The organism is Ruegeria sp. YTSC192 (assembly GCF_059609705.1).
On record NZ_JBXWMG010000005.1, the window covers coordinates 192,261 to 208,156 of the forward strand.

Here is a 15,896-nt window from a genome sequence, read left to right on the forward strand (position 1 = left end):
AGAACTTATGGGCAGGATGGCCGTTTTGAAAAGATATCTCAAGGTTATTGAGGGTTTGGGATGATCGACCAGTTGTGAAAATCCCGTGCAGACAGGGCAGTTTACAAGACATATGCGGGTCGATGGGTGCAAAAAAAAGGGGGCCGCAGAGGCCCCCGTTTCAAGCTTCCACGCGGTGTGTGTCAGTCGCGCGTACCCGCAAATTTTGCCTGCCACTCTTCGCGGTCTTCATCAGCGATCTTGGCGAAAAGGACATCAGGGACCGAAAATGCGTGACCTGCGGGCAGGGCGTTCAACGCGGCCTCGACATCTTCGGGCCAGCTTGTATCCAGCGTGTTCATCGCGCTCAGCATTTTGGCCGAGGCGTCAGGGATGAACGGCGCGCTCAGAACCGCATAAAGGCGGATCAGGTTGAGGCCAAGCCGCACTTGTGCTGCTGCCTGCTCGGGGTCTTCCTTGAAGGTTGACCAGGGGGCTGCCGATTGCAGATATTCGTTGCCGGCCACCCAGATCGCCCGCAGCTCTTGCGCGGATTTTCGGACTTCCATGGCCTGCATGTGACCTTCGTAGGCGCGGACGCGGCGGGTGATGTCGGCGATCAGCTCTTGTTCGCGCGCACCGAATGCACCGCCTTCGGGCACGGCTTCGCCGAACTTCGAGCGGCAGAACTTGGTGATCCGGCTGACGAAGTTGCCCAGCACGTCGGCAAGGTCCTTGTTTACCGATTGCTGGAAGTTTTCCCAAGTGAACTCGCTGTCGCTGCTTTCCGGCGCGTGGCTCAGCAGCCACCAGCGCCAGTAGTCGGCGGGCAGAAGGGCCAGCGCCTGATCCATGAACACGCCTCGGCCCTGCGAGGTCGAGAACTGGCCGCCGTCATAGTTCAGATAGTTGAAGGACTTCAGGTGATCGACCATCTTCCACGGCTCGCCCGAGCCCAGAATGGTGGCCGGGAAAGACAGCGTGTGGAAGGGGACATTGTCCTTGCCCATGAACTGCACGTAGCGCACATCGTCCGCACCTTTGTCGGTGCGCCACCAGCGCTCCCAATCCGCATCCGTCTTGCCATTGGCATCGGCCCATTCCTTGGCGCAGGCGATGTATTCGATCGGCGCGTCGAACCAGACATAGAAGACTTTGCCCTCCATCCCCGGCCAGTCCTGATCGCCTTTCTTGACCGGAACACCCCAGTCCAGATCGCGGGTGATGCCACGATCCTGCAGGCCGTCACCGTCATGCAGCCACTTCTTGGCAATGGATGTGGTCAGGATCGGCCAGTCTGTCTTGCTGTCAATCCACGCATCCAACTGATCTTTCATCGCCGACTGGCGCAGGTACAGGTGTTTGGTCTCGCGTACCTCAAGATCAGTCGAGCCACTGATCGCGCTGCGCGGCTCGATCAGATCGGTCGGGTCCAGCTGCTTGGTGCAGTTCTCGCACTGATCACCACGCGCACGGTCGTAGCCGCAATTCGGGCAGGTGCCTTCGATATAGCGGTCGGGCAGGAACCGCCCGTCGGCATTGGAATAAACCTGTTTTTCGCTGACCTCACGGATCAGCCCGGCCTCTTCCAGCTTGCCAGCGAAATGCTGCGTCAGGTGGCGGTTCTGCTCGCTGGAGGACCGCCCAAAGTGATCGAAACTCAGGCCAAAGCGTTTGGCGATATCGGCCTGCACCGCATACATGTCGGCGCAATACTCTGCGACGGGTTTACCCGCCTTGGCTGCGGCCAGTTCCGCCGGGGTGCCGTGTTCATCGGTCGCGCACAGGAACATCACCTCATTCCCCCGGCCGCGCTGATAACGGGCGTACAGGTCAGCAGGCAATTGCGAGCCGATCAGGTTGCCGAGGTGTTTGATCCCGTTGATATAGGGGATCGCCGAGGTGATGAGAATCCGGGCCATTTTGCGTTTCCACGTAACTGTCTGCGCGCCCGTCTACCTTATGTGACCCGTCAGCAAAAGGCCGGGTTTGGCATGGATGACACGAAAACCATGATTGCGGTGAAAAAAAGCGCCTCGTGGGGTTTTCGGATTGTATCCGGGCGGGGGCGGGCGCTACCATTCGAATGCCGAATTAATTGCGGCCTTTTGATTTTTAAGCACGACGTTCTGCGCCTATCTGATGCAAATGAACTTCGATTTCATGGTGTGTTGTTATGTTCTATTTTCTTCTTCAAAGCGCGTTCACGCCCTTCACGATGGCGCTGGCGCTTTTGTTCGGCCTGTTGGTGGCTGAGTTTGTCACCGCGCTTTTCGGTGGAAGTCTTCTTGCCAGCGACGGTGTCGCCGACCTGAATGCACCTTCTCCAAATATTGCGGAATTTGGTCTCGAACTCGACGCTGGCATTGACCTGGGCGCGTTGGAACTGGCCGAGATCGAGGCCGAGGCGCCCGAGGCCTCTGCCGCAGGAACACTCGCGCGGCTTGGGATTGGCGACGTGCCGGTCATGATCTGGCTGGTTACTTTGCTGGCCGGTTTTGCTGTGTCGGGAATTGGCGTGCAGGTGATCCTGGGCGATCTGTTGGGCTCTGATTTGCCTGTTGGGTTGGCGACCATCCCGGCGGGTGCTTTCGGCCTTAGGTTTGCGCGCAGATTTGGCCCGGCCGTTGCGCGGCTGTTGCCGAAAGCCGGATCAGACGAGCTGTCCAAGCGCGAGCTGGCGCGGCGCAGCGGGGTGGTGACCCAAGGGGCCGCATCGCGCGGACGACCGGCCGAGGTGCGTGTCATGGATCGATTCGGCAATGCACATTACGTACAGGCAGAGCCGTTGCAAGACAGCGACACGCTTGAGCAGGGCACAGACGTCCTTGTTCTGCGTGACAGGCTTCAGGACCGCTTGGTTCTGGTCGGACTGTCCGACAGGTCTGACTTCCAATCGGTGGGACCATAGCGCCAGAGCGATCCGTGCCGAGGCTCTAATCTTCCCGCGAGCGTTTCAGCAAACGCCCAATCGTGAAGGATGTTCTGGGGGCATAGACATAGTTCGTCCGCGCCGCTGGCGTTGGGCGCGACCGCATCCGGGCCAGACCAAAGACAATCAGACCCAAATGACCAACAGCGACAAAAGCAAACAGCGCGCCCGGGCCAAATTTCTCGATCAGCGTGGAAGAGACGTAGGGCGAGGCAATCGCGCCCAGCGCGTACCAGAACATCAGGGCTGCAGACAGCTCGACCCGCTGTTCGGTTGTGGCAAAGTCGTTGGCATGGGCGGAAGAAACCGAGAAGATCGGGAAGGTGGTGAACCCGAACACCCATGCCGCCAGCATCACGCCCAGAGTCCCTGTGTCGCTGGCCATCATGGTTATCCCACAACTCAACACTGCGGCGGCAGACAGCCAGATCAATACCCAGCGTCGGTCGTATTTGTCCGCAAGCCATCCCATCGGGTACTGCGCCATCGCGCCGCCCAGAACAAATGAGGCGAGGAAGAAGGCGATCTGATCTATGCCCAGCCCGACCTCTTGCCCGTAGACGGGGCCGACCATGCGGAATGAGGCAGAGCTAAGCGCCGCAACGATCACTCCGGCAACCGCCAGAGGAGAGCTGCGCCAGGCCAGTTTGGGGCGCAGTCGCGGCGCGTCTGGGGTTGCGGGTTGGCTGGCGCGTGTCAGGGTCAGCGGCAGCAAGGAGGCGCAGCACAGGATCGCCAGCAGATTGTACGAGACGTAAGAGGCAGGCGGCAGCACCGCGATGATCAACTGCGCACACAGCGATGCACCCATATCGGCGATGCGATAGGTGCCCATGGCGCGCCCGCGGGTCTCATTCGTGACCTTTGCGTTGAGCCAGGCCTCGATCACCGTGTAGCACCCGGCAACACAGGTGCCGGATGCGATCCTGAGGAACGCCCAGATATAGGGGTTTTCGGTCAGGGTATGGCCAATCAGGCCCATCGCGCCCAATGCGGTGCAGACGGCAAAGGCGCGGGAATGCCCGACGCTGCCCATCAGGCGCGGTGCCCACCAGCAGCCGACAAAGAAACCGATGAAATGCGCCGAGCCCAGCAAACCGATTTGCTCGGTCGTGAAATTCAGCGTGATGCCGGAAATGGCATCGAGCGGCCCAACGCCGCCGGTCGAAAGTTGCAGCAGAATGACCGAAAGGAATAGGGCGGCAAAGGAAATGATCGTGCGCATGATGGGTCCACCTTGGCGTGGCTTTCAGACAATGCGCGCAGCTATTCGACGTCAATGAGTCGTTTTTGAACTTTCGCCTTTGGTCAGAGGCGGCTGATTTCGGCGTGAATGTCCAGTGTGACGGTCTCATTCACCAGATCGGGATAGCCCGAGGCACCAAAGTCGTGCCGATTCAACGCCCCCTTCAGACCAATCGACAATCGATCCAGATCATTCGCCGCTGTGCCCGGCGGCCGGTAGAGGCTGGCTTGCAATGTGATCGGACGCGTTACTCCCCGAACAGTCAGGTCCCCGGTGATACGGGCCCCGTCCGAGATGCGCCCATCCTGCCCAAGCTCGATCCCGGTCGAGACAAAGGTGATGGTCGGATGGCTTTCGGCGTCCAGAACACTGGGGCTGAGCATCGGCGCGCGTGCGAAGGGCAGGCGGGTTTTGGCTTTGCTCACGTCCAATGCCACCTGAACCCGGCTGTTCTGTAGGCGGGTTGTATCAACCTGAACATCCGCTGTCCGGATCGGCATGGTACCACTTTGCGCAACGCCGGACAGATTGAAGCTGAAGCCAACCTTGGTGCCACTTTGCGACAGAGCATAGGGGCTGAGCGCTGCGTGCAGCGTTTGGCCGAAGGGTAGGGTCATCAGCCCCGCAAGAGCGGCGCGTCGGGTCAAATATCTCATGACCGGACGCTAGGGCGCGTGGCCTCTTGGACCAACAAAAGATTGCGTGATCGTGCGGGTTCAGTCCAAAGCGGCGATCTGTTCAAGCTGCAACCCGGCGCGCGGTTTGATCTGCGTGGCGGTCCAACTGACCGGAGGCAGCGCGCGGGCGCGGCGACGGGTCAGGGTCCAGCGGCGGGCCTCGCCCTGATGCGCTGCGGCCATGTGCCAGCGGGTCTCGATCCCTTGCGCGCCCCCGTCTCCGGGCGTCAGCAGCAGGCCCAGCGGCGCCCGTCCCATGGTGCCGCCCTGTTCGGCGGCCAGATGCATCCGGCGCACGGGCGTCAACCCCGGCGCGCCGGGCAGATCCCCGACGATCAGCGGGATGGCCCCGCTGCGCAGCGCTTCCTCCATGCACCACAGCAGGTCCTCGGCGCGGGTGGGACGGACAAAGATGAACCGGGCGGGATCGGCAAAGGGCATCATCCCGTCTGGGTTCAGCTGGCCGGGCTCCCACGCAGGGGAAATCCACAGGACCGGCCCCTGCATCTGACCGGCCAACCACATGGCAAAGCTGCGCCGCGCGGGGCCGCAGCCTTCATGCACGCGACCCAGTTGCAGGGTGATCCCATCCTGTAGCGTAACCCCCGGCGCGGCGCGCGCGGGCTTTTGACCAAGAAGCTGAACAGACATGAGTAATTCATATCATGTTCGCATTTTGTTCTCAAGCATCACACGGGCCTAGCGCGACAGGATCATACGCCCGTCAGTGAACTGGATGTTCGAAAAACGGTGCAGGTAGTCCATGCCCAGAAGCGACTGGTGCAACTCCCCCTCGTTGATCCAGGCCGAGACGTTCTGGTCCGTGATGGGCCCCACCGTCAGCGTGTCCAGCCGCACCGGAGCGGTCCGGACCTCGCCATTGGCGGTCAGGGCGCGGCCAAAATAGTTCAGCTGGTTCGGGTCAATCCCCGCGCGTCTGGCGTCCTTGTCGCTGAGAACAATCTGGCTGGCTCCGGTATCGACCAGAAAGGTGATCGGCTCTCCGTTCACCTGAACCGGCAAATAGTAATGCCCGTCGGCTGAGCGGGGCACCTCGATCGACTCACCCGTCACCGTCATCTGCGGAGCAGGGCCAACAGTTGTGCGAATATCTTCCCACAGGCCAACCACGGCCAGGACGCCCACGAAAATGAACACCCAGGCCATGACCTGCTGCAGGGTTTTGTTCAGCGATTGGCGGTTCTGTGCCAGAAACCAGAACACAACGGCTGTGCCCAGCACGCTGAGATAGACCAAACGCATTACATTGTCGGTGTCCATGCCGAAATCCTTACTCGCTACACAGCAATATATGGGGGGTCAGGACGCAAATCCAAAGGCCTTGAGGCCATCCAGAATGAACTGAACCGACAAAGCCGCCAGCAACATACCCAACAGCCGGGTCAGGACGTTCAGCCCGGTCTTGCCCAGAATGCGCGCAATCAAGCCGCCAGCCAGAAAGAAGATCAGGACAACAGACATCACCGCCAACATGACGATGCAAGCCTCGACAATGCCCAGCACGCCGGGATGCTGACCGGCCAGCAGGATGATCGTCGCGATCGATCCCGGACCCGCGATCAGCGGAATGGCCAGAGGGAACACGGACGGGTCGGGATGTTCCTCTTCCTCGGCCCGGTCTTCGCGGCGTTTGGTGCGGCGGTCGAACAGCATGTCCAGCGCGGTCAGGAACAGCAGGGCCCCGCCCGCCACGCGGAAGGCCGGCATTGATATTCCCACAAAGCCAAGCACAGCCTCGCCAAAAGCGGCAAAGGCGATCAGGATGAAGACGGCGGTCAGACAGCTACGAATGGCTGTTTTGCGCCGAGTCTTCGCATCCATGTCCTGTGTCAGCGCCACGAATATCGGCGTGGTGCCAAACGGGTCGATCACCACGAACAAGGTGGTGAAAGCGGTAATGAAAAAGGCAAGATCCATCATGCGGCATTCTCGGCTTGTTCTAGGCGTTCCGCTGCGGCCACCCATAGGGTCTCGGCTTTTTGCATGGCTTCCGAGACCTCGGCGAATTTGCGGTTCCAGGTTTCCAGATCGTTGATCCTGTCATCCTCGTACAGCGCCGGATCCGCCAGCTTGGCCGAGAGTTTCTCATGCATATCTGTAAGCTTTTCGATCCGGTCCTCGCATTTGCGCAGATCGGCGCGCAGGGCCAGCATCGCCTCGCGTGAGGGGCGCTTAGGCTTCGCAACCTGCGGCTTTGCTTTCACCGGTTTGTCCCGGGCAAGCAGCATTGCGCGATAGGCCTCGAGGTCGTCGTCGAACGGCTTGACCGTCCCGTCCGAGACCAGCCACAACCGGTCGGCCACCATCGACAGCAGGTGCATATCGTGGCTGACCAGAACCACGGCTCCGGAATAGGCGGTCAGCGCCTCAACCAGTGCCTCGCGGCTTTCGATGTCGAGGTGGTTGGTTGGTTCGTCGAGGATCAGCATATGAGGCGCGTCGATGGTGGCCAGCAATAGCGATAGACGGGCTTTTTGCCCACCAGACAAGCGCCCAACCTCTGTCTCGGCCTGATCGGCGTTCAGGCCAAACCCGGCAAGACGCGAGCGCCATTTGCCTGGTGCCTCATCCGGGCGCAGGCGGCGCAAGTGGTCCAGAGGGGTTTCATCCACATACAGCTCATCCACCTGATGCTGCGCGAAATACCCGATCCGCAACTTGTTGCTACGGGTCATCTTCCCCGCCATCAGGGGAAGGCGATCGGACAGCAGTTTGGACAGGGTCGATTTACCCTGACCGTTCTTGCCCAGCAGCGCGATCCGGTCGTCCTGATCAATGCGCAGGTTCAGACGGCGCAGAACCTCGGTCTCGCCATAGCCGGTCACACCGCCCTCAAGATGGATGATCGGAGGGGACAGTTCCTCGGGCTCGGGGAAGGAAAACGCGCGCAAAGCGGCCTCTTGCGGGGTTGAGACGAGCTGGATGCGTTCAATCATCTTCAGGCGCGACTGGGCTTGCACGGCCTTGGACGCCTTGGCGCGGAAGCGATCTACAAAGCTTTGCAGATGCGCGATACGGGCTTTGGCCTTGGCATTCTCGGATTCCGCTTGCGCCAGACGTTCGGCACGGCGCTCGGCGAATTTGTCGTAGGGCACTGCGTAATAGGTGAGCTTGCGATCCTCCAGATGCAGGATCGACCCCACGGCCCGGTTCAAAAGCCCGCGGTCGTGGCTGATGATGATGACCGTATGCGGATACTTCGCTAGATAGCTCTCCAGCCACAGCGCACCTTCGAGGTCAAGATAGTTGGTCGGTTCGTCCAGCAGCAGCAGATCGGGCTGCGAAAACAGCACCGCTGCCAGCGCCACACGCATCCGCCAACCGCCCGAGAAATCCGAGCAGGGGCGCAGCTGGTCGTCGTCATCAAAGCCCAGACCTTTGAGGATCGAGGCCGCGCGTGCCTCGGCCGACCAGGCGTCGATATCGGCCAGTCGGGTCTGGATATCGGCAATGCGGGCGGGGTCTTCCGCGATTTCAGCCTCGGCCATCAGTGCGCTGCGCTCGATATCGGCAGCCAGAACGGTATTGATCAGCGACACATCGGATGAGGGCACCTCTTGCGCCACGCCACCAATCCGGGCGCGTTTCGGGATCGAGAGATTGCCCGATTCCAGCGCCAGCTCGCCTCGGATCAGGCGGAACAGGGTGGTTTTGCCGGTGCCATTGCGACCCACAAGGCCAACCTTGTGGCCATCTGGGATGGTTGCGCTGGCCCCGTCGAACAGAGGGCGGCCCTCAACAGCGTAAGTGATGTCTTCGATCCGTAGCATGACGCGCTCTTAGCAGAGCCGTGATGCCGCCGCCAGCGGCTAAGCATGTTCAACCGCGAGGCGATGTGTTAGCGCTGATCGGGTTGGATTCCAGACGGTTCATTGACCCATGCGCGCGGCTCAGACGCCCCCATCCCTTGTGACATTGATCTTTGCGACGGCCCTGTCGGTGCTGTCGTTAAACATGTTCCTGCCATCGCTGGCCCGGATGGCCGAGGATTTTCAGGTCGATTACGGGCTGGTGAACTTTTCTGTCGCCGGGTACCTCGCGGTCTCTGCCTGTTTGCAACTGATCCTGGGCCCGCTGTCGGATCGGTTTGGCCGTCGGCCGATCTTGCTGATCGGAATGGGAATTTTCGCGGTCGCGTCGTTGGGATGTGTCCTGGCCGAGACGATCTGGGTCTTTCTCGGGTTTCGCATGCTGCAAGCTGCAGTGGTGGCGGGACCTGTCTTGTCCAGCGCCTCGATCCGCGATCGGTACGCCCCGAACGAGGCTGCCAGCAAACTGGGCTATGTGGCGATGGCAATGGCGCTGGCCCCTATGTTGGGCCCAATGTTGGGCGGTGCTTTGGACATGCTGTTCGGCTGGCGGGCGGGTTTCGTCCTGTACACCGTGTTCGCGGTAGGCATGTTCGCGCTGCTCTGGTTGGATATGGGAGAGACCAACACCAACCGATCTGCAACCTTCGCAGCACAGTTGCGCGAATACCCTCACCTTTTTCGCGCCCGCCGGTTTTGGGGGTATGCGCTGTGCGCTGCCTTCTCGATCGGAGGGTTCTTCAGTTTCATCACCGGCGCGCCCCTTGTCGCAGCGGCGTGGTTTGACCTGAGCCCGGCAATGCTGGGCCTGGGCATCGGGATCATCACCGGTGGCTTTATGGTCGGGAATTTCATCACTGGGCGTATCGCCAGGCACACACAGTTGACGACAATGATTCTGGCGGGCCGGATCGTGGCCTCAGTTGGACCGCTTGTTGGATTGTCATTGTTTTCGGCAGATTTGGGATCGGTCTGGGTGTTTTTCGGCTCGGCTGTTTGTGTGGGGTTCGGGAATGGTTTGACCAATGCCAATGCCTCAGCGGGGGTGATGTCGGTGCGACCTAAGCTGGCTGGCAGCGCAGCGGGGCTGTCCGGCGCGATCGTCGTGGCTTTGGGCGCGATCTTGACCTCGATGACCGGCGCTTTTGTCAGCCCCGAGAACGGCCCCTATCTGGTTCTGAGCATGATGAGTGGCAGCAGTTTTATCGGCCTTCTCGCAGTGCTTTACGTCCGCAGGCTGGATCGGATCGACCCGCTTCCCAAGGCGATCTGAGGCATAAACCATCATAACGCTTTTCTTATTCGCAAGACCGTGCTACCCGGCGCGCGATGGATTTCGGCGCACATCCAGCGCCACATTGTAAGGAGAGGCCGACATGGCACTGGAACGCACATTCTCGATCATCAAACCCGATGCAACCCGCCGCAACCTGACTGGCAAAATCAACGCCAAGTTCGAAGACGCGGGCCTGCGCGTCGTTGCGCAGAAGCGCATCCACATGACAAAAGAGCAAGCTGGCAAATTCTACGAAGTGCATGCCGAGCGCCCGTTCTATGACGAACTGTGCGAATTCATGTCGTCGGCTCCGGTTGTTGTTCAGGTTCTGGAAGGCGAAGGCGCCATTGCAAAGAACCGCGAAGTCATGGGCGCAACCAACCCTGCAGACGCAGCAGCCGGCACCATCCGCGCTGAATTCGCTGAATCGGTTGGCGAAAACTCGGTCCACGGTTCGGACGCTCCGGAAACCGCAGCGGTTGAAATCGCCTACTTCTTCTCGGGCATCGAACTGGTCGGCTAAGCCGCCACTTTGGTGAACAGATTGGGCCGCTCCTGCTGGGGGCGGCCTTTTTTGTTTCAGATCTGCTTTAGGTCGTGGGCTGCAACCCGTACCCCGATGGCATCCAGATCCGAGACTATTTGGCTTTCGGGGGCCGCCTTGGTGCCGGATTTGATCGTGTCAAACCGTTGTCTTAACGCCTTTTTCTCCTCGCCCTTGCAGTCGTTCCAAGGGCGGCCCTGCAGCCCCATCACCAGCACATAGTAGCCGATGAAATGCGGTCTTGTGCCTGCTTCCAACAGCTTGGCATAGGCGGCGTCGGCACCCAGCTCGCGCAGCTCCTGCGCCGAATGGATGCCCGCACGAGTGCAGGCCTGTTCGAAGGCGGGGCCGAGGTTGCGAATGGAGGAGACCGGATCAGACATGCCTTGGTTTTAGCCGGACGGTTTTGGCCTGTCACCCGCACAAATGCCCGGTTTGGTTGATCTTGTTCTTGATGTAGGGCGCGATTCACAGTCTCATGACCCTGTGTAGACGGAACGGGCGGGGGAAAGACGTGTTGCAGGGAACAAACGGGTTCTTCATCCTTCCCCGCGGGCTTGATCAGGCCACGCTAGAGCGCGCTTTGCCCAATCACACGGTCGATATCCAGATGGGCACCACCGCGCCAGTCGTTTTGCTTGATTGCCACGATCAGTCGCTGCGCAGCTCTGGCCGGGTGCTGCTCGAAGGCAGGGGGGAATTACGGCTTGTCTCGATGCAGGGGCAGGTGTCCGAGCAGCGAACCAAAGGCAAGGGGCAATTCGTACAGAACCTGCCTGACGGCCCAGTGAAGGCAGCGCTAAGCGGCTTTCCCACACTACGCGCCCTGATGCAGATTGGCGCGGGCGAAGTTGAGGAAGGCATGCTCGCGGTACTTGATGATCTGCAAAAGACGCAGGTTCGGGGGCATGTCCTGTCGCTGCAAACGGATCGCGGGCAGGCGGCGCTTGTCTGGCTGCAAAAACTGCGCGGCTATGATCGCGCTTTTGACGCTGTTAGTGAGATGCTAGGGGGGATGGCCTCGTGCGATATTGACGCTCTGTTCGACGCGTTGTTCCCGGACAGCTTGCGCTACCGCGCCAAGCCTAAAATCGCGCTTGGCACGCAAGAACCCTCATTGGAGGTCGCGACCGATCTGATCCGGACCTATCTGAACGTCGCGCGTCAGAACGAAGCAGGCATAGTGGCGGATATTGATACCGAATTTCTGCATGATTACCGGGTGTCCTTACGGCGCATCCGCTCGGTCATAAGCCTGTTCAAAGGGGTGTTCCCGGACCAGCAGACGGCAGAGTTGAAACGGGTCTTTTCGGACCTGATGGCCCCAACCGGGCGCTTGCGGGATCTGGATGTCTATCTTCTTGAAAAAGATATGTATCTCAGTCTTGTACCAGAAAATCTTCATGTTGGTGTGCGGGCCATGTTCGACCAGTTCGAACAAGAGCGCGCCAGAGAACTGTCCCGTCTGTCCCGCCATTTACGCAGCGCGACCTATGAAACTGCAATGAGCGATCTGGCGAAGAAGTTTTCAAGCCCCGAAACCCTGTTGCCGGGGCCAAGCGCGGAACGCGGTGCCTATAGCTATGCCTGCGCATTGATCTGGAAACGCTATCGCAAGACCTGCAAACTCGCCCGCAGCATCACGGAAGAAACGCCGGATCAAATCGTTCATGACCTGCGGATCGACTGCAAGAAACTGCGCTATCTGATGGAGTTCTTCGGGCCGCTGTTCGACGCAAAGGATTTCAAAACGATCCTCAAGCCTCTGAAAAGGCTGCAGGATAATCTGGGCTTGTTCAACGACTACTCGGTCCAGCAAGAGGCGTTACTGATGTTTGTCTCAGACCAAAGCACCGCCCAGGGCCGCGTGGACGCGCAGCTTGGTTTGGCAGCCGGCGGGCTGATCGCGGTGCTGGATCAACGCCAAAAGGCCGAGCGCGCGCGTGTGATCTTCAACTTTCAGCATTTCGACAGCCCGGAGATCCGGCATCTGTTCCGCAGCCTGTTTCACCACGCAAAGGAGTGAGGGATGAAAATCATAGCCTGCTACAGCAACAAGGGCGGGGTCGGGAAGACCGCGACTTCGGTGAACCTTGCCTATGCCTACGCGCAGGCGGGTCACCAGGTGCTGTTGTGCGATCTGGATCCACAGGGGGCTTCGGGGTTCTATTTCCGGGTCAAGCCGTCGAAAAAACTGACAGACGCGCGTTTTTTTGAGGATGTTGAACGGTTTACCAAGGCTATCCGGGCCAGCGACTTCGAAGGGCTGGATGTTTTGCCCGCGAACCTGACATTTCGTGATTTCGACGTGTTCCTGTCCAGGATGCGCAACAAGCGCTCGCGTTTGAAGAAGGCTCTGGTCGCGGCAGGCAGCGACTATGACGTGATCATTCTGGATTGCCCACCGAACTTTTCGACCTTGTCCGAGAACATTTTCCGCGCCGCTGATGAGATCGTCGTGCCGGTGATCCCGACGACGCTGTCTGAACGTACCTTCGATCAGCTGGTCGGCTTTTTCGACGAACACAAGTTACGGAAAAAGAAGCTGAGGGCGTTTTTCTCGATGGTGCAGAAGCGCAAGATTTTGCATCAGGACACGATGGAGAAGATGCGGGGGCTATACCGAAAACGGTTTCTGCGGACCTCGATTCCCTTCACTGCGGATATCGAGAAAATGGGCCAGCACCGCGCGCCAGTCGGCACCTATGCTGCGCGCAGTGCCGCCAGCGCTGCCTATCAGGCGCTCTATGATGAATTGGAGAACGGGGTGGTTGCATCCAAATGAGCATTGAAATCGAACGCAAATTTCTGGTCGCTGAACTGCCCGATCTGGGTGCAACCAAAAAGGCCGTGGTGCGGCAGGGTTATCTGACGGCCAGTGAGGACTCGGTGGAGATGCGACTGCGGCAGAAGAATGACGACTATTTCCTGACCCTCAAAGGCGCGGGCGGTCTGGTCCGGGTCGAGCGGGAGGCCGAGATTTCAGCCGATCAGTTCGAAACCTTCTGGCCCGAGACTGAAGGGCGGCGGGTTGAGAAGGTGCGATACACAGGCACGCTGCCGGATGGGCATGTGTTTGAATTGGACGTGTTCGAAGGCGATCTGGCGCCGCTTTGTCTGGTTGAGGTCGAATTCACCTCGGAGCAAGACGCGAAAGGCTACACGCCGCCTGCGTGGTTCGGTGCGGATGTGACCGAAGACAAGCGCTATAAAAACAAGACCATGGCGATCAACGGCCGCCCGGTCTAGCGCGCCAATTTAAGCGTGGTTTCGAGGCCGGGATCGCAGTTGTACGCCTCAAACGCGCCGCCATGCATCCGTGAGATTGCAGCCACCAAGGCTAGGCCCAGCCCGGCATTGCGCTCAGTCCGGGCAGGGTCGAGCGTGACGAAGGGCTTTTGCAGGCGAGGCAGATCCTGTTCCGGAACGCCGGGCCCTTCATCCCGCACGCTGATGCGGGTGCTGGCGGTGTCCTCTGCAAGGGATACGGTGATGGTCGAGTCCCCTGGCGCATAACGCAACGCGTTGTCCAGAAGGTTGGACAAAGCTTGCGACAGCAGGGGGCGGTGGCCTTGAATGGGGCTGGCCTGACCTGAAACCTCAAGCCGAACATTCTGATCCGCCGCAACCGGTTCATACAGGTCCACGACATCCGCAACCAGTTGGTGCAGATCGACATCCTCAAACTGTTCGCGCCCCAGCCCGGCCTCGGCGCGTGAGATTTCGGTCAACTGCCCCAGCACACGCAAGACATGATCCACCTCGGTGGTGGCCCGAGCGATGTCGACCTCGCGGTCCAGATCGCTTTTGTCCGGGTCGGACAGCGCCTCAACCCTTTGTTTCAACCGGGAAAGGGGCGATCGCAGGTCATGCGCGATCGAGTTCGAGGTCGTGCGCAGGTTGCTGATCAGCTCTTCAATCCGGTCGAGCATGGTGTTCAAGGTCCCGGCGACCTGATCGAACTCATCTCCGGTGCCGCGCACGGGCATCCGGCGGGACAGATCACCCGAAACGATATTCTCTGCCGTGCTGGCGATGTCGGACAGGCGCGAAAACACCAGCCGCGTGAACAGCCATCCGGTCAACAGGCTGAGGAGCAGGGCTATCCCAAGCGCCAGCGCGACCGAGCGCAGCAAGACGCGATCGAACTGCTGACGGGCAACGGCATCACGGCCGACAATAAGGCGCTCGCCGCCGGGCAGGCGGATTGAGGCGGCTGAGACGGGCACCAGCTCATCATTGTCGGCGCGGCGGACCTCAAGATCGACCCAACCACTGCCTGCCGTGATGGCCTCGGGCCATTGCTTGAGGTTGCCCGCCAGTTTGTTGCCGAACCGGTCGGTCAAAAGGTAAAGCGCGTCGCGTTCCGAGGCACTGGGCAGGCGGCGTTCGATGGCGGTGATAAGGCCAATGAGACCGCGCCGCTCATATTCATCGGCAAGCCCGGTAAGCTCTGCCGAGACGACCGAGCGTGTCTCGGATTCGATGCTGCGATTGGCCGTCACATAGACCAAAGCCAGCACCGTCGCCGTCAGAATGGTGCTGAGAACCATGCTGGCGACGACAAGTCTTGTTCTGGAATTATTTATCGAAAGCCGAAGGTTATCCATCAGACATCATGTAACCCGCGCCCCGGACGGTTTCAATCAGCGGCACATCTCCGCCTTCGTCCAACTGACGCCGCAGCTTCGAGATATGGACGTCCACGACGTTTGTGTTCGGGTCGAAGTGATAGTCCCAGACGCCCTCGAGCAGCATGGTCCGTGACACCACACGGTTCTTGCGACGCAGGAAGAACTCTAGGATCTGGAACTCGCGCGGGGTCAGTGAGATCTCGTGCCCGTCACGCGTAACCTTGCGGGTCAGCAAGTCCATCTCAAGGTCCTTGCAGGTCAGGGTCGGTGTTTCTTCGGCATCCTGTGGGCGGCGCAGCAGCGCCTCGATCCGCGCATGAAGTTCCTGGAACGAGAACGGCTTGACCAGATAATCATCCGCGCCCGAACGAAGCCCTTTGACGCGTTCATCAACGGCGCTCATGGCGGTTAGCATCAGAACCGGCGTCTTCAGTCCCGCTGCACGCATGGACTTGATCAGGGACAGGCCATCCAACCCGGGCAGCATCCGGTCCAGAACAATAGCGTCAAAACCTCCGTCAGTGGCGTGATACAGCCCTTCGCGGCCATCTGCGGCAACCTCAACCACATAGCCTTCTTCGCTGAATCCTTTCGCGATGAAGTCCCGTGTATCTGCGTCATCTTCGACGATCAGCAGGCGTCTGCTCATGAGGGAGGCTCCTTTCTATTCGAATTTAAACACAATTTTTTGCCAAAGCACATGGCCCGAGGAAAACACGAGCCGGGTGCGTGTTTGCGCACCCGGCACGCCCGGCGAATTGCGGACAAACCAATCCGC

General features: G+C 59.9%; 16 protein-coding genes. 6 read left to right on the top strand and 10 right to left on the bottom strand.

Annotation, left to right across the window (positions count from 1 at the left end):
• Window positions 1-182: 182 nt before the first annotated feature.
• Window positions 183-1,901 carry a methionine--tRNA ligase gene (metG, locus tag AC2FD8_RS09600; RefSeq protein WP_496855682.1) on the bottom strand — a complete coding sequence of 573 codons (1,719 nt, stop codon included), beginning with the start codon at window positions 1,899-1,901 and terminating at the stop codon, window positions 183-185.
• A 254-nt stretch (window positions 1,902-2,155) separates the two neighbouring features.
• Between metG and AC2FD8_RS09605 the strand changes: the two genes are divergently transcribed.
• Window positions 2,156-2,890 (top strand): OB-fold-containig protein, encoded by a 735-nt coding sequence (locus AC2FD8_RS09605; protein ID WP_496855683.1) that lies wholly within the window; start codon window positions 2,156-2,158, stop codon window positions 2,888-2,890.
• Window positions 2,891-2,915: 25 nt separating this feature from the next.
• Here the strand turns inward: AC2FD8_RS09605 and AC2FD8_RS09610 are convergent, their stop codons facing one another.
• The 6 genes from AC2FD8_RS09610 to AC2FD8_RS09635 all read right to left on the bottom strand — a co-directional run bounded on the left by AC2FD8_RS09610 (window position 2,916) and on the right by AC2FD8_RS09635 (window position 8,625).
• A complete protein-coding gene (locus AC2FD8_RS09610; RefSeq protein WP_496855684.1) occupies window positions 2,916-4,136 on the bottom strand; it encodes an MFS transporter in 1,221 nt (406 codons plus the stop codon).
• An 83-nt stretch (window positions 4,137-4,219) separates the two neighbouring features.
• Window positions 4,220-4,813: a YceI family protein gene (locus tag AC2FD8_RS09615; RefSeq protein WP_496855685.1), complete on the bottom strand. Its 594-nt coding sequence runs from the start codon at window positions 4,811-4,813 to the stop codon at window positions 4,220-4,222.
• Window positions 4,814-4,873: 60 nt separating this feature from the next.
• Window positions 4,874-5,485 (bottom strand): ImuA family protein, encoded by a 612-nt coding sequence (locus AC2FD8_RS09620; RefSeq protein WP_496855686.1) that lies wholly within the window; start codon window positions 5,483-5,485, stop codon window positions 4,874-4,876.
• Window positions 5,486-5,533: 48 nt separating this feature from the next.
• Entirely contained in the window at window positions 5,534-6,115 is a 582-nt protein-coding gene (locus AC2FD8_RS09625) for a retropepsin-like aspartic protease family protein (RefSeq protein ID WP_496855687.1), read from the bottom strand.
• Window positions 6,116-6,154: 39 nt separating this feature from the next.
• On the bottom strand, window positions 6,155-6,775 hold the full coding sequence (locus AC2FD8_RS09630) for a MarC family protein (RefSeq protein WP_496855688.1): 621 nt from the start codon (window positions 6,773-6,775) through the stop codon (window positions 6,155-6,157).
• Window positions 6,772-8,625 carry an ABC-F family ATP-binding cassette domain-containing protein gene (locus AC2FD8_RS09635; protein ID WP_496855689.1) on the bottom strand — a complete coding sequence of 618 codons (1,854 nt, stop codon included), beginning with the start codon at window positions 8,623-8,625 and terminating at the stop codon, window positions 6,772-6,774. Before AC2FD8_RS09635 ends, AC2FD8_RS09630 begins: the two co-directional genes overlap by 4 nt.
• A 109-nt stretch (window positions 8,626-8,734) precedes the next feature.
• Between AC2FD8_RS09635 and AC2FD8_RS09640 the strand changes: the two genes are divergently transcribed.
• Together AC2FD8_RS09640 and ndk are read left to right on the top strand one after the other, a co-directional pair.
• Window positions 8,735-9,937, top strand: coding sequence for a multidrug effflux MFS transporter (locus AC2FD8_RS09640; RefSeq protein WP_496855690.1), 1,203 nt, complete (start codon window positions 8,735-8,737; stop codon window positions 9,935-9,937).
• Window positions 9,938-10,040: 103 nt separating this feature from the next.
• Window positions 10,041-10,463, top strand: a complete 423-nt coding sequence (gene ndk / locus AC2FD8_RS09645) for a nucleoside-diphosphate kinase (protein WP_298386414.1) — start codon at window positions 10,041-10,043, stop codon at window positions 10,461-10,463.
• Between the two features lie 56 nt (window positions 10,464-10,519).
• Here the strand turns inward: ndk and AC2FD8_RS09650 are convergent, their stop codons facing one another.
• A complete protein-coding gene (locus AC2FD8_RS09650) occupies window positions 10,520-10,867 on the bottom strand; it encodes a TfoX/Sxy family protein (protein ID WP_496855691.1) in 348 nt (115 codons plus the stop codon).
• A gap of 131 nt (window positions 10,868-10,998) precedes the next feature.
• Here AC2FD8_RS09650 and AC2FD8_RS09655 point away from each other — a divergent pair, with 131 nt between their 5' ends.
• The 3 genes from AC2FD8_RS09655 to AC2FD8_RS09665 are packed head-to-tail and all read left to right on the top strand — an operon-like array spanning window position 10,999 to window position 13,733.
• Window positions 10,999-12,510 (top strand): CHAD domain-containing protein, encoded by a 1,512-nt coding sequence (locus tag AC2FD8_RS09655; protein WP_496855692.1) that lies wholly within the window; start codon window positions 10,999-11,001, stop codon window positions 12,508-12,510.
• Window positions 12,511-12,513: 3 nt separating this feature from the next.
• Window positions 12,514-13,269, top strand: coding sequence for a ParA family protein (locus tag AC2FD8_RS09660; RefSeq protein WP_496855693.1), 756 nt, complete (start codon window positions 12,514-12,516; stop codon window positions 13,267-13,269).
• Window positions 13,266-13,733, top strand: coding sequence for a CYTH domain-containing protein (locus AC2FD8_RS09665; RefSeq protein WP_496855694.1), 468 nt, complete (start codon window positions 13,266-13,268; stop codon window positions 13,731-13,733). The genes AC2FD8_RS09660 and AC2FD8_RS09665 overlap by 4 nt, the downstream gene beginning before the upstream one ends.
• Here the strand turns inward: AC2FD8_RS09665 and AC2FD8_RS09670 are convergent.
• Window positions 13,730-15,037 carry a sensor histidine kinase gene (locus AC2FD8_RS09670; protein ID WP_496855695.1) on the bottom strand — a complete coding sequence of 436 codons (1,308 nt, stop codon included), beginning with the start codon at window positions 15,035-15,037 and terminating at the stop codon, window positions 13,730-13,732. The genes AC2FD8_RS09665 and AC2FD8_RS09670 overlap by 4 nt on opposite strands.
• 49 nt (window positions 15,038-15,086) lie before the next feature.
• The gene (locus AC2FD8_RS09675) at window positions 15,087-15,767 is read right to left on the bottom strand and encodes a response regulator transcription factor (RefSeq protein ID WP_170376721.1); all 681 of its coding nucleotides are present in this window, start codon (window positions 15,765-15,767) and stop codon (window positions 15,087-15,089) included.
• Window positions 15,768-15,896 lie beyond the last annotated feature (129 nt).